The sequence below is a fragment of the Flavobacterium sp. SM2513 genome (genome assembly GCF_050908145.1).
Classification (GTDB): Bacteria; Bacteroidota; Bacteroidia; order Flavobacteriales; family Flavobacteriaceae; genus Flavobacterium.
Genome location: NZ_CP194228.1, coordinates 2,224,843 through 2,248,685, shown reverse-complemented (window position 1 = coordinate 2,248,685; position 23,843 = coordinate 2,224,843). Strand labels below are relative to the sequence as shown.

General features: G+C 35.4%; 23 protein-coding genes. 12 read left to right on the top strand and 11 right to left on the bottom strand.

The window, feature by feature from the left end; translation table 11 throughout:
* Both ACQ5J2_RS09445 and ACQ5J2_RS09440 read left to right on the top strand, forming a co-directional pair.
* Nucleotides 1-693 (top strand): hypothetical protein, encoded by a 693-nt coding sequence (locus tag ACQ5J2_RS09445; protein WP_432670159.1) that lies wholly within the window; start codon nucleotides 1-3, stop codon nucleotides 691-693.
* 323 nt (nucleotides 694-1,016) lie between these two features.
* Complete coding sequence (locus ACQ5J2_RS09440) at nucleotides 1,017-2,549, top strand: SulP family inorganic anion transporter (protein ID WP_432670158.1); 1,533 nt, start codon at nucleotides 1,017-1,019, stop codon at nucleotides 2,547-2,549.
* A gap of 2 nt (nucleotides 2,550-2,551) precedes the next feature.
* On the opposite strand, the gene ACQ5J2_RS09435 is transcribed toward ACQ5J2_RS09440, so the two are convergent.
* The gene (locus ACQ5J2_RS09435) at nucleotides 2,552-2,884 is read right to left on the bottom strand and encodes a four-helix bundle copper-binding protein (RefSeq protein WP_432670157.1); all 333 of its coding nucleotides are present in this window, start codon (nucleotides 2,882-2,884) and stop codon (nucleotides 2,552-2,554) included.
* A 213-nt stretch (nucleotides 2,885-3,097) separates the two neighbouring features.
* On the opposite strand from ACQ5J2_RS09435, the gene ACQ5J2_RS09430 reads away from it, so the two are divergent.
* On the top strand, nucleotides 3,098-5,197 hold the full coding sequence (locus tag ACQ5J2_RS09430; RefSeq protein ID WP_432670156.1) for a glycoside hydrolase family 97 protein: 2,100 nt from the start codon (nucleotides 3,098-3,100) through the stop codon (nucleotides 5,195-5,197).
* A 129-nt stretch (nucleotides 5,198-5,326) separates the two neighbouring features.
* On the opposite strand, the gene ACQ5J2_RS09425 is transcribed toward ACQ5J2_RS09430, so the two are convergent.
* Nucleotides 5,327-5,635: a rhodanese-like domain-containing protein gene (locus ACQ5J2_RS09425; RefSeq protein ID WP_432670155.1), complete on the bottom strand. Its 309-nt coding sequence runs from the start codon at nucleotides 5,633-5,635 to the stop codon at nucleotides 5,327-5,329.
* A gap of 183 nt (nucleotides 5,636-5,818) precedes the next feature.
* Here ACQ5J2_RS09425 and ACQ5J2_RS09420 point away from each other — a divergent pair, with 183 nt between their 5' ends.
* The 8 genes from ACQ5J2_RS09420 to ACQ5J2_RS09385 all read left to right on the top strand — a co-directional run bounded on the left by ACQ5J2_RS09420 (nucleotide 5,819) and on the right by ACQ5J2_RS09385 (nucleotide 13,372).
* Nucleotides 5,819-6,274, top strand: a complete 456-nt coding sequence (locus ACQ5J2_RS09420) for a MarR family winged helix-turn-helix transcriptional regulator (RefSeq protein ID WP_432670154.1) — start codon at nucleotides 5,819-5,821, stop codon at nucleotides 6,272-6,274.
* Nucleotide 6,275: 1 nt separating this feature from the next.
* Nucleotides 6,276-6,911 (top strand): NAD(P)H-dependent oxidoreductase, encoded by a 636-nt coding sequence (locus ACQ5J2_RS09415; RefSeq protein WP_432670153.1) that lies wholly within the window; start codon nucleotides 6,276-6,278, stop codon nucleotides 6,909-6,911.
* A 19-nt stretch (nucleotides 6,912-6,930) separates the two neighbouring features.
* Nucleotides 6,931-7,500, top strand: coding sequence for a YceI family protein (locus ACQ5J2_RS09410; RefSeq protein ID WP_432670152.1), 570 nt, complete (start codon nucleotides 6,931-6,933; stop codon nucleotides 7,498-7,500).
* A gap of 108 nt (nucleotides 7,501-7,608) precedes the next feature.
* Nucleotides 7,609-8,175 carry an anthranilate synthase component II gene (locus tag ACQ5J2_RS09405; RefSeq protein ID WP_432670151.1) on the top strand — a complete coding sequence of 189 codons (567 nt, stop codon included), beginning with the start codon at nucleotides 7,609-7,611 and terminating at the stop codon, nucleotides 8,173-8,175.
* Between the two features lie 316 nt (nucleotides 8,176-8,491).
* The gene (locus tag ACQ5J2_RS09400; protein ID WP_432670150.1) at nucleotides 8,492-9,115 is read left to right on the top strand and encodes a TetR/AcrR family transcriptional regulator; all 624 of its coding nucleotides are present in this window, start codon (nucleotides 8,492-8,494) and stop codon (nucleotides 9,113-9,115) included.
* On the top strand, nucleotides 9,105-10,448 hold the full coding sequence (locus ACQ5J2_RS09395) for a TolC family protein (protein ID WP_432670149.1): 1,344 nt from the start codon (nucleotides 9,105-9,107) through the stop codon (nucleotides 10,446-10,448). Before ACQ5J2_RS09400 ends, ACQ5J2_RS09395 begins: the two co-directional genes overlap by 11 nt.
* 6 nt (nucleotides 10,449-10,454) lie before the next feature.
* The gene (locus ACQ5J2_RS09390; protein ID WP_432670148.1) at nucleotides 10,455-11,534 is read left to right on the top strand and encodes an HlyD family secretion protein; all 1,080 of its coding nucleotides are present in this window, start codon (nucleotides 10,455-10,457) and stop codon (nucleotides 11,532-11,534) included.
* 260 nt (nucleotides 11,535-11,794) lie between these two features.
* Nucleotides 11,795-13,372: an MDR family MFS transporter gene (locus tag ACQ5J2_RS09385; RefSeq protein ID WP_432670147.1), complete on the top strand. Its 1,578-nt coding sequence runs from the start codon at nucleotides 11,795-11,797 to the stop codon at nucleotides 13,370-13,372.
* A 603-nt stretch (nucleotides 13,373-13,975) separates the two neighbouring features.
* Here ACQ5J2_RS09385 and yaaA read toward each other — a convergent pair.
* The 5 genes from yaaA to pyrF form a co-directional block, all read right to left on the bottom strand.
* Nucleotides 13,976-14,734: a peroxide stress protein YaaA gene (yaaA, locus tag ACQ5J2_RS09380; RefSeq protein ID WP_432670146.1), complete on the bottom strand. Its 759-nt coding sequence runs from the start codon at nucleotides 14,732-14,734 to the stop codon at nucleotides 13,976-13,978.
* Between the two features lie 183 nt (nucleotides 14,735-14,917).
* Nucleotides 14,918-15,196, bottom strand: coding sequence for a virulence protein (locus ACQ5J2_RS09375; RefSeq protein WP_432670145.1), 279 nt, complete (start codon nucleotides 15,194-15,196; stop codon nucleotides 14,918-14,920).
* A 1-nt stretch (nucleotide 15,197) separates the two neighbouring features.
* The gene (locus ACQ5J2_RS09370) at nucleotides 15,198-15,371 is read right to left on the bottom strand and encodes a hypothetical protein (protein WP_432670144.1); all 174 of its coding nucleotides are present in this window, start codon (nucleotides 15,369-15,371) and stop codon (nucleotides 15,198-15,200) included.
* 27 nt (nucleotides 15,372-15,398) lie between these two features.
* On the bottom strand, nucleotides 15,399-16,907 hold the full coding sequence (gene hutH, locus ACQ5J2_RS09365; RefSeq protein WP_432670143.1) for a histidine ammonia-lyase: 1,509 nt from the start codon (nucleotides 16,905-16,907) through the stop codon (nucleotides 15,399-15,401).
* Between the two features lie 74 nt (nucleotides 16,908-16,981).
* The gene (gene pyrF / locus ACQ5J2_RS09360; RefSeq protein ID WP_432670142.1) at nucleotides 16,982-17,797 is read right to left on the bottom strand and encodes an orotidine-5'-phosphate decarboxylase; all 816 of its coding nucleotides are present in this window, start codon (nucleotides 17,795-17,797) and stop codon (nucleotides 16,982-16,984) included.
* A gap of 428 nt (nucleotides 17,798-18,225) precedes the next feature.
* Between pyrF and ACQ5J2_RS09355 the strand changes: the two genes are divergently transcribed.
* On the top strand, nucleotides 18,226-18,486 hold the full coding sequence (locus ACQ5J2_RS09355) for a hypothetical protein (RefSeq protein WP_432670141.1): 261 nt from the start codon (nucleotides 18,226-18,228) through the stop codon (nucleotides 18,484-18,486).
* A 654-nt stretch (nucleotides 18,487-19,140) separates the two neighbouring features.
* Here ACQ5J2_RS09355 and ACQ5J2_RS09350 read toward each other — a convergent pair.
* The 4 genes from ACQ5J2_RS09350 to ACQ5J2_RS09335 are packed head-to-tail and all read right to left on the bottom strand — an operon-like array spanning nucleotide 19,141 to nucleotide 23,745.
* A complete protein-coding gene (locus ACQ5J2_RS09350) occupies nucleotides 19,141-20,610 on the bottom strand; it encodes an oligosaccharide flippase family protein (RefSeq protein ID WP_432673291.1) in 1,470 nt (489 codons plus the stop codon).
* 38 nt (nucleotides 20,611-20,648) lie between these two features.
* A complete protein-coding gene (locus ACQ5J2_RS09345) occupies nucleotides 20,649-21,653 on the bottom strand; it encodes a glycosyltransferase family 2 protein (RefSeq protein ID WP_432670140.1) in 1,005 nt (334 codons plus the stop codon).
* A complete protein-coding gene (locus tag ACQ5J2_RS09340) occupies nucleotides 21,641-22,771 on the bottom strand; it encodes a DegT/DnrJ/EryC1/StrS family aminotransferase (protein ID WP_432670139.1) in 1,131 nt (376 codons plus the stop codon). The genes ACQ5J2_RS09345 and ACQ5J2_RS09340 overlap by 13 nt, the downstream gene beginning before the upstream one ends.
* Complete coding sequence (locus ACQ5J2_RS09335; RefSeq protein ID WP_432670138.1) at nucleotides 22,768-23,745, bottom strand: GNAT family N-acetyltransferase; 978 nt, start codon at nucleotides 23,743-23,745, stop codon at nucleotides 22,768-22,770. Before ACQ5J2_RS09335 ends, ACQ5J2_RS09340 begins: the two co-directional genes overlap by 4 nt.
* Nucleotides 23,746-23,843 lie beyond the last annotated feature (98 nt).

Here is a 23,843-nt window from a genome sequence, read left to right as displayed (position 1 = left end):
ATGGAAGAATATTCAGACTTAAAATTTGACGGAGATTTATCATTTTTAAATGAAAATCTTGATGCCGCTAAATACGCGGAAAAAGAAGCAATTATAAAGCAGGAAATTGTAAAAGAGGAATCTGCAAAATTAGCTCGAGAAGAATATGACAGACAAGCACTTGCGAGAAAACAATCAGCAAATTCCGCTCTAAATGAAATCACTAACGATGAACTTGCGAGAGAAGAAACGGATAGATTAGCCAAAGCAGAACTTGATAGAAAAGAAATTGAAGAAGGAGCTGCGAGATTAGCAAAGGCTTCGTTTGAGAGAAAAGAACGTGAAGAAGCATCAGCTAGATTAGAACAAGAAGAACGAAATAAAATAAAAACACCCATAACTAATATGAGTGAAGAATTAACTCAAAAACCTATAGAAAAAATGGAAAAAAGTAATGAAACGATGAATTCTCAGGCAAATAAATCAGTTAATGAAAATGAAAGTGCTTTAGCGCCAAGAATGCAGTCAGGAATTATGAATCAAAATTTGACGCCAAGTAGTGAAAAGAAAAGTCAATTAGAGGAAATGATTCTTAATTCTGGTTACGGAGCTGAAATGTTTAATAATTTAAAAATGGAACTTCTTGAATTAGAAAAAGAGAAGATTATTATGAAATACAAGCAAGATTTGATGATGATGATTATTAAAAGCTAATAATTTTCGCTTGTTTTTAATTCCTAATTAGTATTCAAAATTATGATTCGTTTAAAAAACAGATTTAATTAATTATTGGTTAACTATTATATTGTGATTTGAAAAAAGTTTACTGAATACTATCAGTAAACTTTTTTTATTTACAAGCAAACGTAAAGTTAAGGAAGTCAATTTCGTCTTATGCTTGCCGCTCTGACTAATTTTTATATTTTTGCACTTCTTTTGAACGAATCCTACGTTTTAACTAAAAGTAAAAACTCGAAAATCGTTCCATTTTTCTAACAGGTTTTTTAACAAATTGTTAAAAGCCACCTTTCAAACGTATGAAGCAAGTCCTAAATTTATTTGATTTTTCCCAGAAGATAAACTACAAAAATGAAATTCTAGCCGGCTTGACCGTAGCGATGACCATGATTCCTGAATCGCTATCGTTTGCAATCTTAGCAGGGTTTCCTCCACTAGTAGGTTTATATGCTGCATTTATTGCTGGTTTAGTAACCGCCGTTTTTGGCGGAAGACCAGGAATGGTTTCTGGTGGAGCTGGTGCAACCGTGGTTGTAGTTATTGCTTTAATGAAATCAGACGGAATCGAATTTGTATTTGCAGCCGTTGCATTAGCAGGAATTATTCAAATTTTAGTCGGACTATTCAAACTCGGAAAATTCATACGACTCGTCCCGCAACCCGTAATGTACGGTTTCGTGAATGGTTTGGCGGTAATTATATTTATGTCGCAACTCGAACAATTCAAAACAATTATCAACGGCGAATCTACTTGGCTCCAAGGGGAAAGTTTATATATTATGTTAGGATTGGTTGCTTTAACCATTGCTATTGTTGTCCTCTTTCCAAAAGTCACAAAAGCTGTTCCAGCTACTTTAGTGGCTATAATTGTTATTTTTGCACTGGTTTTGGTTTTTGGAATTGATACAAAAACGGTTCAAGATATCGCTTCTGTAGAAGGCGGCTTCCCTCCTTTTCACATCCCAAACATTCCTTGGACTTTAGAAACTTTAAAAATTATCGCGCCTTATTCACTAATTTTTGCGGCAGTTGGATTGACCGAAGGACTTTTGACGTTGAATTTGGTCGATGAAATTACAGGAACCCGCGGAAAAAGTAATCGAGAATGTATCGCTCAAGGAAGTTCAAATATCTTAAATGGTTTCTTCAATGGAATGGGTGGTTGTCCAATGATTGCACAAACTTTAGTCAACTTGTCTGCTGGTTCAAGAGCGCGACTCTCGGGAATTATTGCTGCAATTACTATTTTAATTATCATCCTTTTTGGCTCTCCAGTAATAGGAAAACTTCCAATGGCTGCATTAGTCGGAGTTATGATTATGGTTGCAGTTGGCACCTTTGAATGGGCTAGTTTTCGAATTTTAAATAAAATGCCGAGACATGATATTTTCGTCATTATCTTGGTTGCAGTAATTACAATTTTACTGCATAATCTTGCGCTTGCAGTATTAATTGGTGTAATTATTTCAGCGCTTGTTTTTGCTTGGGAAAGTGCCAAAAGAATTCGAGCGAGAACTCATACTGACGAAAGAGGAGTCAAACATTACGAAATTTACGGCCCATTATTCTTCGGATCCACAATGAATTTTATGGATAAATTTGATATTGATACTGATCCAACTAACGTTATTATTGATTTTAAAGAAAGTCGGGTAAACGATATGTCTGCAATTGATGCTTTGAATAATTTGACTAAAAAATACAATGACGCCGGAAAAACGGTTCACCTTAAACATTTAAGCAACGATTGTATTCAATTACTTAAAAACGCTGAAGCAGTTATCGACGTCAATATCTTGGAAGACCCAGCTTATAAAGTAATGTCTAACTAGAATTAAGCGGCCATTTGTCGGCATAATTCTGCACATTTTTTACAAGCATCAGCACATTCTTGACAGTGTTTCATATCGTGTTGGCTGCATTCTTGGTAACATCTTTCACAAAGTTCCGCACATAATTTGCAGAAATTTTTCGCTTTCTCGCTTCCCAAACTCATTAATTGTGCAGCGGCATAACAAGCAGCAGCACATTCCATGTCATATTGAATGCATTTTGCCATCATTTTTATATCTTCCTCCGTTAAACATTCGGAAGCACAATGGTTGCAAAGTGCAGCACATTTTAAACAAGCTTCAATACAAGATTGGTAATCGTGGTAATTTTTCATAGCAATGTTTTTTTTAGTTCTTTCAAATTTAATTATTGATTTTATAAAAGTCATTACAGAATTTTAATCAGATTTTATAAACTTTTAAAATAAAAATTTTTCTACTACAACGTTGTAATGTTGTTTTTTGTTAGTAACAATCAGTTTTAATGTGTACTTAGAAGACTATAATTCTTAAATTTACAGGCTTGACCATTTATAATTGAAAACAAAATGACAAAATTATTTACATCCCTTCTTTTATTGCTTGGAGTTATTTTATCTCAAGCACAAACCTTACAATCGCCAGATAAGAACCTAAGCATGAATTTTAGCTTGACGCAAAATGGCGTTCCGGTTTATGAATTGACTTATAAAAACAAGACGGTTATTAAATCTAGTACTTTAGGAATTGAAACTGTGGATGTTCCTTCTTTTACTGAAGGTTTTTCATTGAAAGATTTCAAAAATAATACTTTCGATGAAACTTGGCAGCCGGTTTGGGGTGAACAAAAAAATATTCGTAACAATTACAACGAATTAGCTGTAACGATTCAGCAAAAATCAGTAAACAATAGATTTATCACTATTCGTTTTCGATTATTCAACGACGGACTAGGGTTTCGATATGAATTTCCAGAACAAAGTAATTTGACTTACTTTATTATTAAAGAAGAAAAAACACAATTTGCTTTAGCAGGAAATCACAAAGCATTTTGGCTTCCAGGTGATTTTGATACCCAAGAATACAGCACGGTAACTTCCAAATTATCCGAAGTAAGAAGCAAAATGGATGCGGCTGTAACGCCAAACGCCTCACAACAAACCTTCTCTCCTACTGGGTTACAAACGCCATTAATGATGAAGTCTGATGACGGATTGTACATTAATATTCACGAAGCAGCATTAATTGATTACTCGTGCTTATCGCTAGAATTGGATGATGATAAGATGATTCTAAACGCATTTTTAACACCTGACGCTGTTGGAAATAAAGGATATATGCAAGCTTCTACGCAAACTCCTTGGAGAACTATTGTTGTAAGTGATGATGCTAGAGATATCTTAGCGTCGAAATTAATTTTAAATTTAAACGAACCAACTAAATACGAAGATGTTTCGTGGATAAAACCAGTGAAATATGTAGGCGTTTGGTGGGAAATGATTACTGGAAAAAGCAGTTGGGCATATAATGATTTGACAAGTGTAAAATTAGGTGAAATCGATTATAGCAAAACCAAAGCAAGTCCGAAACATGCTGCAAATACGAATCATGTAAAAGAATATATTGATTTTGCTTCTAAACATGGATTTGACGCTGTTTTAGTGGAAGGCTGGAATGAAGGTTGGGAAGATTGGTTTGGAAAATCGAAAGATTATGTGTTCGATTTTGTAACTCCTTATCCAGATTTTGATGTGAAAGGTTTAAAAGAATATGCTGCTTCAAAAAATGTAAAAATGATGATGCATCACGAAACATCAGGTTCTGCAAGAAATTATGAACGACACATGGACAATGCCTACCAGTTTATGGTTGATAACGGATATAATTCAGTGAAAAGTGGTTACGTGGGAGATATCCTTCCTCGTGGCGAATACCATTACGGACAATGGATGAACAACCACTACTTATATGCTATTACCAAAGCAGCCGAATATAAAATTATGGTGAATGCTCACGAAGCAGTTCGTCCTACGGGTTTGAGCAGAACGTATCCGAATTTAATTGGAAATGAATCGGCTCGAGGAACGGAGTACGAATCCTTTGGAGGGAATAATGCAGATCATACCACTATTTTACCTTTTACACGATTAATGGGTGGTCCGATGGATTATACACCAGGAATTTTTCAAACACAAATCAAGGAGTACAATCCAGAAAATACTTCTTTTGTGCATACCACGTTGGCAAAACAACTGGCACTTTATGTAACAATGTATTCGCCGCTGCAAATGGCTGCCGATTTACCAGAAACGTATAATAAACATTTAGACGCATTTCAATTCATTAAAGATGTGGCACTTGACTGGGATGACAGCTACATTCTAGAAGCGGAACCTGGCGATTACATCACAATAGCAAGAAAAGCAAAAGGTAAAAACGAATGGTTTGTGGGCGGAATTACAGACGAAAATAAAAGAATGGCTACAGTTGATTTTAGCTTTTTACCAAAAGGAAAAACATTTGAAGCTATTGTCTATGCCGATGCAAAAGATGCAGATTACATCACAAACCCACAGGCATATATAATTAAAAAAATAAAAGTAACTTCAAAAACAAAACTAAAACAGTCCATGGCGACAAGCGGTGGTTTTGCAATTAGTATCAAGTAATCTTCAGCATAGAAAAGGCTAACAATTTAAAACTGTTAGCCTTTTTACTTTTAAAATGGTAAGAAAATGTATTGAAACTTAACTGATTTTCTACAATTTACAACATACTTTTCTACAACATATAATTTCTTACAATGTCTTCTCGCCTTCCCAATTCATAAATCCACCCATCAAATTATAGGCATTTTCAATTCCGAGTTCGTTCATTATACTACAAGCCTGTTGACTTCTTCCACCAGCTTTGCAATACACATAAAAGTTTTTGGATGCGTCCAATTCTTGAACTGCATAGACAAAACCTTGTCCTTTATAAATATCAATGTTAATTGCATTCGGGATTATTCCTTCTGCACATTCTTCTGGCGTTCTAACGTCTAGAATTACGGCATTATCATCTTGAGCGAGTTGAGTAGCCCATTCTTGTTGTGTTAAATTCATTTTATATCTTTTTTTCAAAAATACAAAAACCATTTAAAAGTATACCCGTTGATTTTCTAAAAATTATTACTTGAAAACCAGTTTTAGGTCGTTGAAATAAATTTAACAAAAGTTTATTGCACATTTGTATCTACAAATGATATTTACATTACATTTGTACCTACAAATTTTGTAGTAGGAAATATGAAAATAGAAGACATTATAAAATCGAATTCCGAAATGCCATTGGCAAAGAAAACTTTGCTGAACATCATGTACACTCAAAATTGTATTGCAGAACGCTTCAATGAAGTGCTAAAATCTTATGATTTATCTACAGAACAATTCAATGTTTTACGAATTCTAAAAGGTCAAAAAGGCATTCCAGCAAACATGTCCGTGATACAAGAACGTATGATTGCAAAAACGAGCAATACCACAAGGTTGGTGGATAAATTATTGTTGAAAGAATTGTGTACACGAGAAGTTTGTCCCGACAATAGACGAAAAATTGAAGTTTCAATCACTGATAAAGGCTTGAAATTACTTGAACAAGTGAACCCAAAAGTCGAGCAATTTGAATCCAAATGGGTAAAAAACTTAACTACAGAAGAGTTAACTGTAATAAATAATTTACTAGAAAAATTAAGAACATTATAAAATGGAACATTCAATTATTGAAAGCCTCAACTGGAGGTACGCTACTAAAAAATTTGATGAAACTAAAAAAATATCCAAAACTGATTTGGAGATATTGAAAGAAGCGGTTCGTTTAAGCGCATCGTCTTATGGTTTGCAGCCTTATCAAGTAATTTTGGTAGAAAGCGAGGAAAAACGTCAGCAGATTAAAGATGTTGCATGGAATCAAGCCCAAGTTACAGAGGCATCTGCCGTGATGATATTCGCAAATATAACGGATGTAGGAACAAATGAGATTCATAATTACATCGAAAATATGGCTACTGTAAGAGAAATTCCAGCAACAAGCCTGAAAGGTTTTGCAGATATGATGAATTCAGTTGTAGCAAAATTAACTCCAGAAGCAAAAGAAATTTGGACCGCAAAACAAACGTATATCGCTTTGGGAACACTCCTTTCTGCAGCGGCTGACATGAAAATTGACGCCACTCCAATGGAAGGTTTTGACCGTGATGCAGTCAATAAAATTTTACAACTTCCTGAAATCGGATTGTCAGCCACTTTAATTGTAACTTTGGGTTACCGACATGAAAGTGACACAACACAACATTTGAAAAAAGTAAGAAAACCAATCGAAGAATTATTTATCACATTATAAACTTTAACAACAATTAATCATGAAAAATTTTAAAACTATTGCTCTTGCATTTTTGGCATTCGGTGTAGCATCACTAACTTCTGCTCAAACTAAAAAAATTGACGCAACTAAAAGTAATATTACTTGGGTTGGTAAAAAAGTAACCGGTTCACACGAAGGAAATGTAAAATTCCAAGAAGGCTCACTTACATTTAAAGGAGCTAAACTTACTGCTGGAACATTTGTAGTAAATATGGCTTCGCTTGACGTTACTGATTTAAAAGCGGGAAGCGGAAAAGAAAAATTAGAAGGTCATTTAAAATCGGAAGATTTTTTTGGAACTGAGAAATTTCCAACAGGAACATTGGTTTTTACAAAAGTGGCGGCGAAGCAAAATGGTTTGTACACCATAACTGCTGATTTGACTCTAAAAGGAATTACTTATCCAGTTACTTTTGACCTAATTGTGAAAGGTTCAAAAGCAAATGCAGCTTTGGTTGTTGACCGAACCAAATACGATATAAAATACAACTCTGGAAATTTCTTTGAAAATTTAGGAGACAAAGTTATTTACGATAATTTCGATTTAGCAGTTGAATTATCATTCTAAATTAATTGTAAAAGCTACAAGATATCAACTCCTAATTTGCAAAAATTAGGAGTTTTTTTATGCTTTAAAAAAGGCTATTTTTGCAATCTAAATAAACCTTTTTCTACAATGAAAAAAATTGTAATCATTGATAATTATGACAGCTTCACTTTCAATTTGGCTCACTATTTTGAAGCATTAAATTGTGAAGTTTCCGTTTTTAGAAACGACGAATTTGACCTCGATGAATTGCGATTTTTTGACAAAATTGTACTTTCTCCCGGACCTGGATTGCCGTCGGAAGCAGGTCTTTTAAAAAAGGTAATTGAGACGTATGCAACTACAAAAAGCATCTTAGGAATCTGTCTCGGGCAACAAGCAATTGCCGAAGTTTTTGGTGGTAAATTGAAACAGTTAAAGGAGGTAAAACACGGCGTTCACACATTCATCAAAACGACGGTTTCTGATGAAGTTTTATTTCAAAATTTACCTGAAATTTTGCAGGTGGGTCGTTACCATTCGTGGGTTGTAAACGTCAATCTACCATCCGTTTTAGAGGCAACTTCAGAAGACGATGAGGGAGAAATAATGTCACTAAGGCATCGAACCCTTGATGTAAAAGGTGTACAATTTCATCCAGAAAGTATCTTGACTCTAAATGGTAAAACAATGCTCAATAACTGGATTGACAATTAATAAGAATTAAAATTAGTTTTATTTTTCTATAAATTTTTTATCTTAATCTTTCTGATAAGCGAAATTGCAATACCTCAAATTCGCTTTATATAAATACTCATAACTATTTGTTATTAAATATTAAAAACAAATACTATAAAATCTATCTATTGCTGTTTTGACGTCTTTTTCAAACATTAAGAAGCTCTTTTCAGTACCAAAAAAATTATTTTCTAAAAAATGTCCAGTTGTTAAAATTAAGTTAAACATAAATTAAACAAATGTTTAATTTAAACAATCGTTTAATTTTGCGTCCAATTTTAAACTGAATTAAAGAATGGATAATTTTAACGAAAAACAAGTCTGCATTTTGCAAGTGGCCGAACGGCTTTTTGCGGAAAAAGGCTTTGATGGAACTTCCGTAAGAGACATCGCTAAAGCAGCTGAAATTAACATTGCAATGGTGTCTTATTATTTTGGTTCGAAAGAAAAAATGCTCGAAGCTTTGGTGTTATTTCGCACGGATGACCTGGCCATTCAAATTGAAAACTTGAGCAAAGAACCGCTCTCGCCTCTGGATAAAATTGGACGTTTAGTTGACCTCTATCTCACCCGGATTAATCAAAATAAAGACATCTATAAAATCATCCACTTTGAATTATCTTCTAAAAAAAGAGTGATGAATTTTGAGTCTTTTAATCAGGTTAAAAAGCGAAATTCTGCCTCCATGAAACAGATTATTTCAGAAGGTCAAATGCGAGGAATATTTAATTCGGAGGTTAATATTGATTTACTGGTTCCTACTATTTTGGGCACCTTTTTCCACTTTCAAATGAACCGTCCCTACTACGAAGATATCCTCCATTTAACGACTGACGAAGCCTTTGAAAATTACGTCAAAACTGATTTAAAAAAACACATTCAACAAACCATTAAAGCGATATTACTTTATGAAATGTAAATCCCAATTGCTTTTTGTCTTTTCTATTTTAGGAATATTTTCGGCAAGAGGTCAAGAAAAAACAGTGCTATCTTTAAACGAAGCAGTCAAAATTGCACTTTCGAAAAGTGACGAATCTAAACTGGCCGATAGCAAAGTCAACACGAAATCTTTCGAAATGCAGTCGACTAAAATGAGTCAATATCCAGATTTGAAAATTTCTGGAAATTATTTTCGATTGACTAATGCGGATATTAATTTGATTTCGACTCAAGAAGCAGGTTCAAGTCCAGACGCTCAAACTACATCTTCACCCAAAGTAAATCAGCTGATTTTAGGTCAGGCAAATTTAAGTATGCCCTTATTTGCAGGATTTAAAATCCGCAACAGCATTATACGTTCTGAAAACAGTTACAATGCAGAAATGGCAAATTCAGCTTACACAAAAGAAAATGTGGCACTTCAAGTAATTGAGTATTACGCGAGTTTATATAAAGCGCAAAAATCTGTGGAACTGCTGAATGAAAACTTGGTAAGCAGCAATCAGCAAGTCACCGATTTTGAGGCAATGGAGCAAAACGGTTTATTGGCACGAAATGATTTATTGAAAGCGCAACTGCAGAGTTCGCAAATTGAATTGTCTTTGGCGGAAGCCCAAAAGAACGTGAAGTTGATTAATAACAAATTGATTACACTTTTAAAATTAGATGCAAATACGGTAATCAAAGTTAGCCCTGAAAACGTTGACGCCAACTTATTTAATTTCAAAACAGCATCGAAAGACGAAGCGTTAACCAACAGAAAGGATTTGGAATCCTTGCATTATCAACAAAAAGCGATTGAAGCAGGTATAAAAGTGGCGCAAAGCGATTATTATCCCGCTGTAAGTTTGGTGGGTGGCTACACGGCTTTGGATTTACAAAATGTGGTTCGTGTAGAAAACGCGATGAATTTTGGCGTAGGCCTTTCGTTTAACTTGAGCAGTATTTTTAAAAATGCCAAACAAGTGAAAGCGGCTAAAAGTCGTTATGAGGAAACGCAATTTCAGGAAGCGGCTTTGACAGACCATATCAAAACTGGGATTGTGGAAGCGGAAGAAAATTATACTTTAGCCATCAAACAAGACCAACTTTACAAGCAATCGGTAATTCAAACTATTGAAAATTATAGGATTGTAAAAGACAAATACGATAATGGATTGGTGGATACGAATGATTTATTAGAAGCCAATCTGCAAGATTTGACAGCCAAAATTAATCAAGCTTATGCGAAAGCCAATGTAGTATTGAAGTACTATGAACTACTTCATGCAACCGGACAACTTACTCAATCTTTTAATACCACAAACAACTAAAATACGATGGAAAATAAAAAAACAAACAAAAAATTCATATTCATCTTTGGTGCTTTAATTCTTTTAGGCGGAACGTATGGCGTTGTAAAATACATGCATGCTCTAGCTCACGAAGAAACAGATGATGCTCAAGTAGAGAAGAACATGAATCCGATTATTCCACGTGTGGGTGGTTACATTACCAAAGTGTATGTTCAAGATAACCAAGAAGTAAAAAAGGGAGATACCTTATTTACTATTGATAATAAAGATTATGTGGTAAAACTTGCCGATGCAGAAGCTGCATTAGCTGCAGCGGAAGCGACTTATATGGTTTCTAAAGCTACGGTAGGAACTTCTAATGCGAATGTTTCGGTTTCGGATGCCAATTTTAAATCGACTGCGGGAACTATTGAGAGTGCTAAAATTCGATTGAATTTGGCTACCAATGACTTTGAGCGTTACAGTAATTTGTACAAAAACCGATCGATTACCAAACAGCAATTTGAACAAGCGGAAGCTAAAAAACTGGAAGCAGAAAGTCAATTGCGTATGTTAGAACAACAACAAAAAGCAAGTGCGTTCCAAAAATCAGCTATTGTAGCACAAACTACAGTTTCTGGCAAACAAACGGATGTTGCCGAAGCCAATGTAAATCGTGCCAAAGCAGCCTTAGATGCGGCAAAACTAAACATGAGTTACACTGCTGTAACGGCATCTATTGACGGGCAAGTTTCGAAAATTAATGCCCAACCAGGACAGTTTGTTCAACCGGGACAGTCGTTGTTTTACTTGATTAATAACAGCGAAGTTTGGGTGATTGCGAATTTTAAAGAAACCCAATTGAGCAAAATGGTTGTGGGACAAAAAGTAACTTTAAAAGTGGATGCTTATCCAGACACCGAGTTTGAAGGTGTTGTTTCTTCTTTTTCACCGGCTACGGGTTCTAGATTTTCGATTTTGCCTCCGGATAATGCTACGGGAAATTTTGTGAAAACGATTCAACGTTTGCCTGTAAAAATTACGATTGACAAAAATAACGATGCTGAAAAAGTGAAAAATTTACGTCCAGGTATGAATGTGGATGTGGATGTACATGTGAAGTAAAATCCTCCCCCAGCCCCTCCGAAGGAGGGGAAGATTGGAAGATGGAATTTGGAATTTGAGTATTGGAATTTGAGTATTGAAAAACAGATTTTTTGTAATTCCTGATTTTGCGTGAGGGATGGAAGCGGAGCTCTTTTTTTCTTGGCCATTTTTCATGGGCAAGAAAAAAAAGCGGGAGTGGACAGCCCGACCCCTTTTCGGGGTCACGCCCAAATAAAAAAAATAAGAAAACGGTTTTATAAATTTATAAAATACAGAAAATGGTTCAAGAAGATGATTTAGTAGAGTACGGCTTTAGACGTGTCATTATTACCATTACGGCTGTTATGTGTGCTTTGCTGGAAATTGTAGATACCACGATTGTAAATGTGGCTTTGACGGACATGCGTGGTAGCCTTGGTGCGACGTTGACCGATGTGGCTTGGGTAATTACGGCGTATGCGATTGCAAATGTGATTGTGATTCCGATGACGAGCTGGCTTTCGCAACAGTTTGGGCGTAAAAACTACTTTGCGGCTTCGATAATACTTTTTACGGTTTCGTCTTTTTTATGTGGAAATGCCGATAATATTTGGGAATTAGTCGCGTTCCGATTCATTCAAGGTTTGGGTGGTGGTGCTTTATTAGTAACGGCTCAAACCATTATTACTGAGAGTTATCCGATTGCCAAACGAGGAATGGCTCAAGCGATTTATGGAATGGGTGTGATTGTGGGACCCACTTTAGGTCCGCCTTTGGGTGGTTATTTAGTAGATAATTTTTCTTGGCCTTACATTTTTTACATCAATATTCCGCTGGGAATTATTGCTACGTTCTTGACGATTACTTTTGTAAAAAGTCCGAAATATGGCGAGAAACTGAAAGCCAATCAAGTGGATTGGTGGGGAATTATATTTTTGGCATCGTTTATTGGTTCGTTGCAATTTGTTTTAGAACATGGGCAACAAGACGATTGGTTTAATAACAATCTTATTGTGTTTTTGAGTTGTGTAAGTGTTTTTGGACTACTGGCTTTTATCTGGCGGGAGTCTACTTATAAATATCCGATTGTAAACTTGAGCGTACTGAAGGATTCCAATTTGCGAATTGGTACGATTATGACTTTTATTTTGGGTTTTGGATTGTACGGCTCTACTTTGATTATTCCTATTTACACCCAATCTGTTTTGGGCTGGACGGCGACTGATGCGGGATTGTTACTGATTCCGGGTTCGATAACTACTGCTATTATGATGCCTTTTATTGGAAAGTTAATCCAGAGAGGTGTTCCTCAAAGTTATATGGTGGCGGCTGGGTTTTTTGTATTCTTTATATTTACCTTTTGGATGCGAAACATCATCACACCCGATACAGGTGCGGAACATATGTTTTGGCCGTTGATTCTTCGAGGTGTTGGTTTAGGACTGCTATTTGTGCCAATTACCACGCTTTCTCTTTCAACTTTAAAAGGTAAAAATATTGGTGAAGGAGCCGCTTTTACAGGAATGATGCGACAATTGGGAGGTTCGTTTGGTATTGCTTTGATTACCACTTTTATCACTCGGTTCTCGCAAGAACATCGGGTAAACCTGATTGCTCATTTAGATATTACAAAAGTGGAATTGCAAACTAGGATTCAGCAATTGCAAGCCGGTTTTATGTCTAAAGGTTTTACGGCGAATGAGGCTTTGGCCAAAGCGTATCAAGTGATTGATTTTTCTGTGATGAAACAAAGTACCGTAATGTCTTACATGGATATTTTTATGTACTTGGGTATTATGTTCTTGTTTTGTATCCCGATTATATTTTTTATTAAGAAAGGGAAAAATAAGATTAATCCTGCGGATGCGATGCATTAAGAAAGGGGTTAGCTACTAGCTATCAGCTAACAGCTATTTATCGGGTGAAAACTAAAAAATCCCATACGTTGTGTGGGATTTTCTATTTTATCAAGGTTTTTTAGGTGACGGTTTTTTTCGTTCACTTTTTCGTGTACACTTGTTTTTTTGATTTTAGTTAATTTTAAATCAATGTACTTGTCCATTACATTTTTCTCATCAAAAATGTGGTAGAAACAGAAAAGTAGTCAATTGCAATAAAATAGCACTATACAGTGTCAAAATTTACTCGGAAACCTCTTCCCAGTGGTCGGAAACCTCTTCCTAGTGATCGGAAACCTCAACGGAGTAGTCGGAAACCTCTTCCTAGTGGTTGGAAACCTCAACGGAATAGCTGGAAATGCATTCGTAATGGTTTTTGTTGTTTTCGTAATGGTATTTGTAGTCGTCCGTATTCTATTTGATTGTAGTGTATGGAATTAAAAGTAGATTGTTTTTTTATTTAATTTATGTGCAAGATTTATAAAGTCAAAATTATTTAAGGAAAATCTGTTGTTTATATTGTTAAGCTATTAATATCAAATCTTCCAAAGGATTTAAGTTTGAGCACTTAAATCCTTTATTTTATCTCGTAAAAACCAAGTTATTTTCTTTGGAAAGATTCCCATCCAGTTTGTATCCTTCGTAATCAAATCCTTTTAAATCCTCAACGGTTTTCGCATTGGTGTCTAAAATATACCGCACCATCAATCCCCTCGCCTTCTTGGCGTAAAAACTGATGATTTTAAGTTTGCCGTCTTTATAATCCTTAAAATCAGGTGTTACAATTGTTGCTTTTAATTTCTTGAAATCAAGTGCGGAAGCATATTCTTTACTGGCTAAATTAATCAGCAACTCTCCTTCTTTCATTTCTTTATTGAGGCTTTTGGTTAATGTGGGTTTCCAAAAATCATAAAGGTTTTTGTAGTCTTCAAAATGCAGTGAAGTACCCATTTCTAATCGATACGGCTGTACTAAATCTAGCGGTTTTAAGTAACCGTATAAACCAGAAAGTATTCTTAATTTGTCTTGTAATTCATCTAGTTTATTCACGGGAATCGTGTAAGGGTCTATGCCGTGATACACATCTCCGTTAAAAGCGTAAATGGCAGGACGCGCGTTTTCTGGTGTAAAAGAAGTTTTGAATGCTTTGTTTCTGTTCCAATTTAAATCGGCTAGATTGTCCGAAATATGCATTAATTCGGAAAGCTCTTTAGGTGATTTTTCTTTAATCACTTTATTCAAAACCCTACTTTGCTTCATAAATGCACTTGATGTAAATCGGTCTGTGGGTAAAGCGGTTTCGTAATCAAGGGATTTGGCTGGAGAAATTATTATTTTCATAGTTGGAATGTCAAGGTAATTTTTGTTTTCTTTCGGGAATAAAATTAAACATTTCTAGTCTAGCATTTTTCAAGCCGTTAGAGAAAATTTTTATATAGTTATAGATGTTTTTAATCCAAAAAAAATCCTGATTGGTAAATCAGGATTTTTTAATATTTATTTAATTTGAAATCAATAACTAAATTATTCCTTCATAAATTCGGTAAAATTAGACCAATCCTCAACTCTAAATGCACGAATGTCTCTAACCGAATCTTTAAACCATGGTATTTGCTTCAACGCATTCATTGCTCGAAATAAATTCGCCATATCCGTGTTTTTTGATAAATATAAACTTCCCTGCGTACTAAAAAATTCATATTTTCTCAATACTTTTCCTATTTCAAAATAAGCGTTATTGTACGGCATACCATAATGCTTATTCAGGTCTACAATTACCATATCAAAACTAATTGCAAACATCTTAAGCTAATTTAAAATACTTTTCTTCCCCAAAAAATATGCGTCCAAGTTTGTCTTTTATCGCAATAACAACTCCTCTAAATGGATTTATTTCAATGTCAATTACTTCACCTTGAATCCAAGAATCTAAACCGGTTAATTTTGGGTCTACTAATGCTTTATCTCCTTCTTTCATAGTGTACTTTTTTACAAAGTTATTGAATTAATCAAACAATTCTGCTTCAATCTGAAAACTATCTAAAAACGCAATCGTCTTCATGATATCGTAATGCAAGATACGGTCTTCCGAAACATACGGTACTTCCTCGCGGTAGCTTTTCAAGAACATTTCAATAAAATCGCTTGATTTTAATGGACTTCTAAAGGCGATGGCTTGTGAAGCGTTCATTAATTCGATGGCGAGAATACGCTCGATATTATCAACAATTCGCAAGACTTTAGTAGCTGAATTAGCACCCATACTAACGTGGTCTTCTTGTCCGTTTGAGGAAACAATACTATCAATACTTGCTGGAGTGGCTAATTGTTTGTTTTGACTGGCAATACTTGCAGCCGTATATTGTGGTATCATAAATCCAGAATTCAAACCTGGATTATCTACTAAAAATGCAGGCAAACCGCGTAATCCTGAAATCAATTGGTAGGTTCTTCTTTCCGAAATACTTCCCAATTCGGATAAAGCGATTGCTAAAAAGTCTAAGGCTAATGCCAAAGGTTGACCGTGAAAGTTACCACCCGAAATAATCTGGTCACTTTCAATAAAAATATTTGGGTTGTCTGTAACCGAGTTAATTTCGGTTTTAAAAACACGTTTCACGTAATCAATCGCGTCTTTCGAAGCACCATGCACTTGCGGCATACATCGAAACGAATACGGGTCTTGAACGTGTTGCTTTTCTTGGTCGATAATTTCGCTTCCTTCCAAAAATCCGTTGACACGTTGAGCGGTTATAATTTGTCCTTTATGAGGTCGGATAAAGTGAATCAATTCATTGAAAGGTTCTTTTCTTCCGTCAAAACCTTCTAATGAAATCGTTCCAATTAAATCGGCTAAATACGAATATTTACATGATTTTATCAAAACATAAACCCCGTAAGCACTCATAAATTGGGTTCCATTCAATAAAGCCAATCCTTCCTTAGATTGCAAAACTAATGGCGACCAGCCAAATTGTACTAAGACTTCTTTAGAAGCAACTTTCTTGCCTTCAAAATACACTTCTCCTTCACCCAAAAGCGGCAACGATAAATGAGCCAACGGTGCTAAATCGCCCGATGCACCAAGTGAGCCTTGGGTATAAATTACCGGAATAATATCATTGTTGTAAAAGTCAATCAAACGTTCTGCCGTTGCTAACTGCACACCTGAATTTCCGTAACTCAAGGACTGAATTTTGAGCAATAGCATGAGTTTCACAATGGCTTGAGGAACTTCATCCCCTGTACCACACGCGTGCGACTTTACTAAGTTTTCTTGAAGTTGCGAAAGATTTTCCTTTGATATTTTAATATTGTATAACGAACCGAAACCGGTATTTATACCATAAATTGCCGTGTCGTTATTGTCCATTTTCTGGTCCAAGTAATCACGGCATTTCTGGATATTAACCTTTGCCTCTTCTGATAATGCTAATTGTTTGCTCTCCACTACGATGTGATGAATGTCTTCAATCGTTAGTGTGCTTGAACTTATATAGTGTGTATTTTCCATCAGTTTAATTTAGATTGCCAAAATTCAGCAAACAAATGTTAATAAACAATCTTTGCCAATTAAATTTACTAACATTAACGTTCCAATAAAGCAGCCATTTCAACCTGCATTTTCAATGCTTCTTCTCTAGCCTTTTCGGCAAAATCAGTTCCGTTTGAAGCATAGATAATTCCTCTAGAAGAATTAATTAGCAGGCCCACATTATCATTCATTCCGTATTTGCACACTTCCGATAAACTTCCGCCTTGGGCTCCCACTCCAGGAACTAATAAAAAACTATCGGGAACAATTTTTCTGATTTCAGTGAAATATTCTGCTTTAGTAGCACCTACTACGTACATCAAATTTTCGCTATTTTTCCATGTTTTAGAAGTTTCCAAAACTTGCTTGTACAATTCAGTTCCGTTTGCAGTACGCGTTTGAAAATCAAAAGCACCTTGGTTCGATGTCAATGCCAAAAGTATGGTGTGTTTATTTTCAAAAGCCAAAAATGGTTCTACCGAATCTTTCCCCATATAAGGAGCGACTGTAACCGAATCGAAATTCAAATCTTCCAGAAAAGCTTTGGCATACATCGTTGACGTATTCCCAATATCACCACGTTTTGCATCGGCAATGGTAAAGATTTTAGGATATTTTGAGTTGATGTAATCAATTGTTTTTTGAAGTGATTGCCACCCCTTAATACCATACGCTTCATAAAATGCGGTATTGGGCTTGTAAGAAACTGCTAAATCATGTGTGGCATCAATAATTGCTTTGTTGAACTCGAAGATGGGGTCTTCGGTTTCTAATAAATGAGTAGGGATTTTAGTTAAATCGACGTCTAAACCAATGCAAAGAAAGGATTTCTTCTGTCGGATTTGTTCTATTAATTGTTGTGTAGTCATTGTAGTTGTGTTTGGGCAAAGGTCGGGAAAACTTATTCAATTTCACTTTGAATTTGAGTTTTTCAGAAATGATTACTTTTCTAAAAATAACACATCATTACCACTGAATATTTTATGTAGATAAATCTCTACATTTTTTTATTAAAAATTTAAAAAATCATTGTTTTTAAAATCATTTTTACTCTTTTTAATCAATAAACCAAAACTATATAAGTGACGAAAATCAAATTAATGTCGAAATAGCGAAAGAAGTTGTCGACGAAGCAGTAGAAAATTTGCAAAGGCTAGAGTGATTTTAGCTCCTTACTTACAAGGACTTACGGCAAAATAGCGAAAATCGTTTTTTTAAAATGGGTGATAAAAAAGTTGCTACAGTACAAAAAATAGGATCATACGTTACTAGTAATCCTGACTTTATACCTCACTACATGGACACTGAAAATTTTAGAAAAGATATAGCTTTAGTAGATGCTCTTGAAGAAGTGGGCAACTTGGCTTTTCGACTTCACACAGATGTAAGCGACACGAGAATACTTGCAGGTCATGAATCTTTAGTAACAGGGATGTTTTATTACGTCATCGTTAAAGAAGCATTCTCTAGAGGAGCTGCAAGTACAAGAGCGATTTATGAAGATTTACAAGTACGATTTTCTAGAGGTCCGTATAATATAAGAATTAAAAAAGACTAAACTATTTGAAAGAAAGCCTCTACTTAGAGGCTTTCTTTATGAAAATAAATGGCACCTCATTTCACGTTATACTGAATATTTCGCTTGAAACTAAAATATTTGCGTTATAAGTGAAATATTTCACCTGCAAACGAAATTTTCGAGCTTAAAGCTTAAAGTTTTGAGTAGGAACTTGAAATTCAGAGTAACGAACCTGAACTTTCAAGTTTAAAGGCTGAAGTTCCGACTAAAAACGCGAAATCAGGAGTTAAAAAGGTCAAATTTCGTAAATGAAGATGAATTGTCGAGCATTTAACTTGAAAATTGAAGTTATTAGCCATTGAATTTTATGTATAAGTTCCGTGGAATTTAATAAAAGCTTTTAAATAATTAATGCAGTCCTTACGTTAAATTGTTATAAGAACAAACTCCTTACGTTAATGTCTTTAATAGTTGAGGCACCTCATTTTTCAAATCTCGGGATATATTTTTTTAATCTCTGCAAACAGCATTACGATTATTAATTTTATAATCTAGATAATTTATCGTCATAAACAGTGGAAGATTCATCTGGGGTAACGTAGTAATAGGTAAATTACGAATAGATACTATTTCTAGGAAAATAATTACGAATCGTATGATTACCAATGCATGAGTTTTCCGAAAATATAAAAATCACGACCTTGGACCTCTAAATTTATTTCTAATTTTCATCACATACCCCTTAACATCCACACGATGGTTTAATTCAGTGTACGAAACATAAACAGAAAGCGCCGACAAAAGTGCGAGAACCCAATAGGCATTTGGATAATCCATAAAGGAAACCGTAAGGGCGGCCAATGTTCCTAAAAGAGCGGATTTAAAAATAATACCCATCGTATTTTTACGAAAGTTGAAACTAAATTTTTGCTTTACGGTGTAAAAAACATACACGCCATAAACAATATAATTGGCCGCCATGGCGAGTCCGATACCAATGAGACCGAAATAATGATAGCCCACGATGGTGAAACCAATATTCATGGCATCGCTAAAAATTTCTTGCTTGAAGTAAAGCATTTTCTCGCCTTTGGCCAAAATAATAAAGGCCAAGGGCCAAATTATCGCCTTGATAATAATGGCAAACAAAGCCCATTTTAAAATAACCACGACGTTGAGAAATTCGGTAGAGTATAAAATTGTGACTACAAGTGGCGCGAAAAAGTAAAACACAATAATGAGTGGCGTGATGAGTAAGAGCGCTATTTCCAACTGGTCGTTTACAAGTTCTTTGACTTGCTTATTGTCTGCTTGAACTTCGGTTAATCGCGGATAAAAGTCAGTAGACATGGCGCTAAAAACCATACCTACATAAGTAAGCAGCAAAGTTGTTGCTACAATGTACAAGCCCAAAACCGACTCCGTAGTGTGCTGAAAATTAAAGTAGAGTTTAAGTAAATAAGCGGTTATTTGACCAAAAATAACATTGATAGAAAGCAAAAAACCCAGTTGAATCATTTCTTTCCCTCTGGAAATTGTTTCTTTGAAAGTTACAGAAACAGGAACAACCTCTATTTTTCGTGCAAAAAACCAATTGATAATAAAATTAAGCAGGGTGGTTAAAACCAGGACTGCCACAATACCGTCCATCCTGAAGAAATAATAAATGGGGACACTGATGGAGGTAACAGCGACGGCATACACCACCGTAGAAACGGCAATGGCTTTCATAGCCCGAGACCCTTGCAAAAGCACCATCTTATTGACGGCAAGACTAGAAAATATAAAATTTACCGACAGAATTAAAAACCAATTAACGTACTCCGTAGAATTAAATGTCCAAAGGCTCAAAGGTTTGGCAAGGATAAAAGTAATCAAGATTCCTAGCACACCTGTAGCAATAGACCATCTTTTAAGTACCAAAACGGTTTTAGAAAAAAGTACATCGTCCTTTTGTGCCTTGGCCAAAGCCACCATTCTTACGCCACTAATGTTGATTCCGAAACCGGTTATGGAGGAAATAATAGCAAGCGTGTTTTGCAATAATCCAACCGTACCGATTCCTGTAGTACCAAGAAATAAGGCTACAAACTTAGACCCCACAAGGCTCACCAGTATTTTGAGTACTTGTGAAAAGCCAAAAACCCCTGTAGCTTTTAATATTGTTTTATGTGAAGAGTCTGTTTTTATAATTAATGCCGTTAAATGTTACACCCAATGTTTTGAAATTGTTTTTTGAAACTCGTCGTCCATAGTTTCCAGTCCTTAACAGTTGCATGAGGGTTATTTTCTTTTGCTAAAATAGTTTCAATTTCATCGGTATTCAAATCATTGGGAAAATTATTCATGATGTCTAACTTATCATTAAACCAAGCCTCATTGATACTTTTATTGAACTGAAAAACATCAAAGTTTTCTGGATTAAAACCCTTATTGGTTGCCGAAGATAAGAAACCTGTGGCCACATATTCTTGATTGGTTCGAGCAAATTGAATGTGTGGATGATTGTGCCAATACTTTACTGCATTTTTCAACTGCAAATTTTCATCAACTACATTCGTGTGTTTGTCCCAAAGGCTCAAAAAATAATCTTTATGAAAAATAGCGCCAGCCACACCATACATCGAGTAGTAATGCAAGGCCTTCTCCTTAGAATACAAGCTAAGAAAACGCATAAGCTTACGGTTTCCGTATCGGGTGATTCCAAAAATAAGTCGGTACAAAAGCGGATTTTTTGTAAACACTTTAGGTTTATAAAACTGAAGGTTCTCTAAAACTTTTAGTGTAGTTCCGTGGATTAATTTGGGGTTGTTGAGCCAAAAAAGCTTCAGAAAAGAAGCTTTTTCCTGTTTCAAAATTCGTTCTGTCTCTTGTAAATTTATTTTTTGGGTAAACCAAATATCATCTTCCAATAGCACGAAATAATCGGTAGCGTTTTTTGCGGCAGTAAGCCACATAGCGATTGGAATTTGGATACTTGCTGATGCACCTTCCCTCGCAATACGCTCCGACTTTTCTTTATAAAATTCGGAAGTAACAAGTTTGATTTCTGGAAATTTAAGTTGCAGTTTTTGCAGGTACTTCTCTGGAGTCCCATCGTCAAGCACCGTTATTGAAAACGTGTGGTCCAAAACATTTGTATAAATGCTTTGAATACAACGCTCCAGATAATAAGGCCGGTTAAACGATTTTATTAAGATGTCCATTCGTTGATTGTTTTAACTACAAATTCCACTTCCTCGTCCGTCATCACCGGACTTATGGGTAAGCTTAGTATTTCATCGTGTATTCTTTCGGTAATAGGAAAGCACAAGCTGTGGAACTGCGGCAATGCCTTTTGTTTATGAGGCGGAACGGGGTAATGAATTTGTGTTTGAATTCCGTTACGTTCCAAGTACGTTTGAAGCTCGTTTCGGTCTTTGGTACGAATCACAAACAAGTGAAATACATGGTTGCTTGAGTTGTCAAAAAAAGGCAACACTATTTTTCTATTTTTAATCGTTGCAATATACTTTTTTGCAATGGCAATTCTTCGCTGGTTTTCTTTGTTTAAGTGGGGCAGTTTTACATTTAAAAAAGCCGCTTGCAGTTCGTCCAATCGGGAATTCACACCAATAAAATCATTTTGGTATTTTATTTCAGAACCATAATTCCTTAACGAATAAAGAATTTTGGCTAAGGCAGCGTCATGGGTTGTTATCGCACCCGCATCGCCTAATGCTCCTAAGTTCTTAGAAGGATAAAAACTGTAGGCTACTGCGTTATTTGAGTGTTGTAGGTTGTAGGTTGTAGGTTGTAGGTTTTGAGCATCTGCATTAAATTTTGCACCGTGTGACTGAGCTGCATCTTCAACTACCCATAAATTATGTGCTTGTGCTACAGCGTTAATTTGTTGCATCGCTGCCAATTGTCCGTATAAATGTACTACCAAAATGGCTTTGGTTTTTGGCGTAATATTCTCGGCAATTAATTCGGGGTTTAAATTATAGGTAGCTTCATCAGGTTCTACCAAAACAGGAACCAAATCGGCTTGTAAAATCGCTAAAATACTGGCAATATAAGTGTTTGCAGGAACGATAACTTCGTCTCCTTTTTGCAGTTTACCTAAAGCAATATAACCTTTAAATATCAAGGTTAAAGCATCCAACCCATTCCCTACTCCAATGCAGAACGGTGTGCCGCAATAATCGGCATACGCCTTTTCAAGTTGCTCCACTTCCTTTCCTAAAATGTACCAACCTTCGTCCAATACGTTTTTAAGTTTTTCTTGCAACTGGGCTTCATAAGGAGCATTGATTTTATGTAAATCTAAAAATTTAATCATACGAATACATTTTCTAAAAGGTGAGCATTTCCCGTTTGCACTTCATAAAAATCCTGCACCACTGTATGTGCTCCAAAACTTTCTTTCCAAAAAGAGAGTCCATCATTGAGGTTTTTACCGTGATTCTCATTAGAAATCCCAAAGTCAAAGTAATTTTTGTTTATGAACACTTCCGTTAAAAGGTGGTGGTACAAAAAGTCGACACTCCCTAACTTCCCTTTGTCTGCATTTCCGGAAATATATTGGGCATGGGCCACATTGTTCGTTTCAAAAATAGTAGTTCCTGCGACAATTTTATCTTCATCATAGACGTTAAATTGTCTAATAGCTTGGGGGAATTTTTGATGCAGGCTTTCAATTTCCGCCAAAGTATGTACAGGTTTAGCAAGGTGGTTCTCAGCAAGGTTGGGAATCAGAATTTCATTCCAAAACGATTTAAAATTAAGTTCTTCTTTAATGATTAAACGTGCTTTTCTGGCCTTAGCTACTCCTTCCATTCTCCCTTTCGATACGGAAAACTGCTTTTGCAAGTTAATAACGGCATTGGTATCTCTACGAATCAGCTTGGCTTGTGCCAAAAAAAGCGCATAAGACACCTCATCCGATGGGTAACTGGCATAAAAGGCAGGTAATAATTTTAGCTGAAGGGTTGTAATACCATTGTTACTGAGAAATTCCAAAACGGTCTTGAAAATACTTATCACGGCACTCAACTTCACTTTCTGATTGTAAACTAAGCCTCCGTAAGTCAGTCCTTGGTGCGAAAACAGCGTCTCTCCTACTCTATTAGCAGGTAGTATTGCTACACACTTATTTTCGTTTTCTATAATTAAGGAGTAATCCAAAAAACGGTCGCTGTGGTATTCCATAAAATCACGATGGAAAAGAAAAGTGGCATTTTTAGCTTTTTCAACAAAAGCATTCCACATTTCAAAATCATTTTTTTGGTACAGTCGAACGGTATACTTTTTCACACTACTACTTTAATATTGGGGAAAATTACTGATTTTTTTAAGAATATGAAGCAAAGGCAATTCAAAATTCAGTGAAAATGGTGCTTTTGAGTTTCATA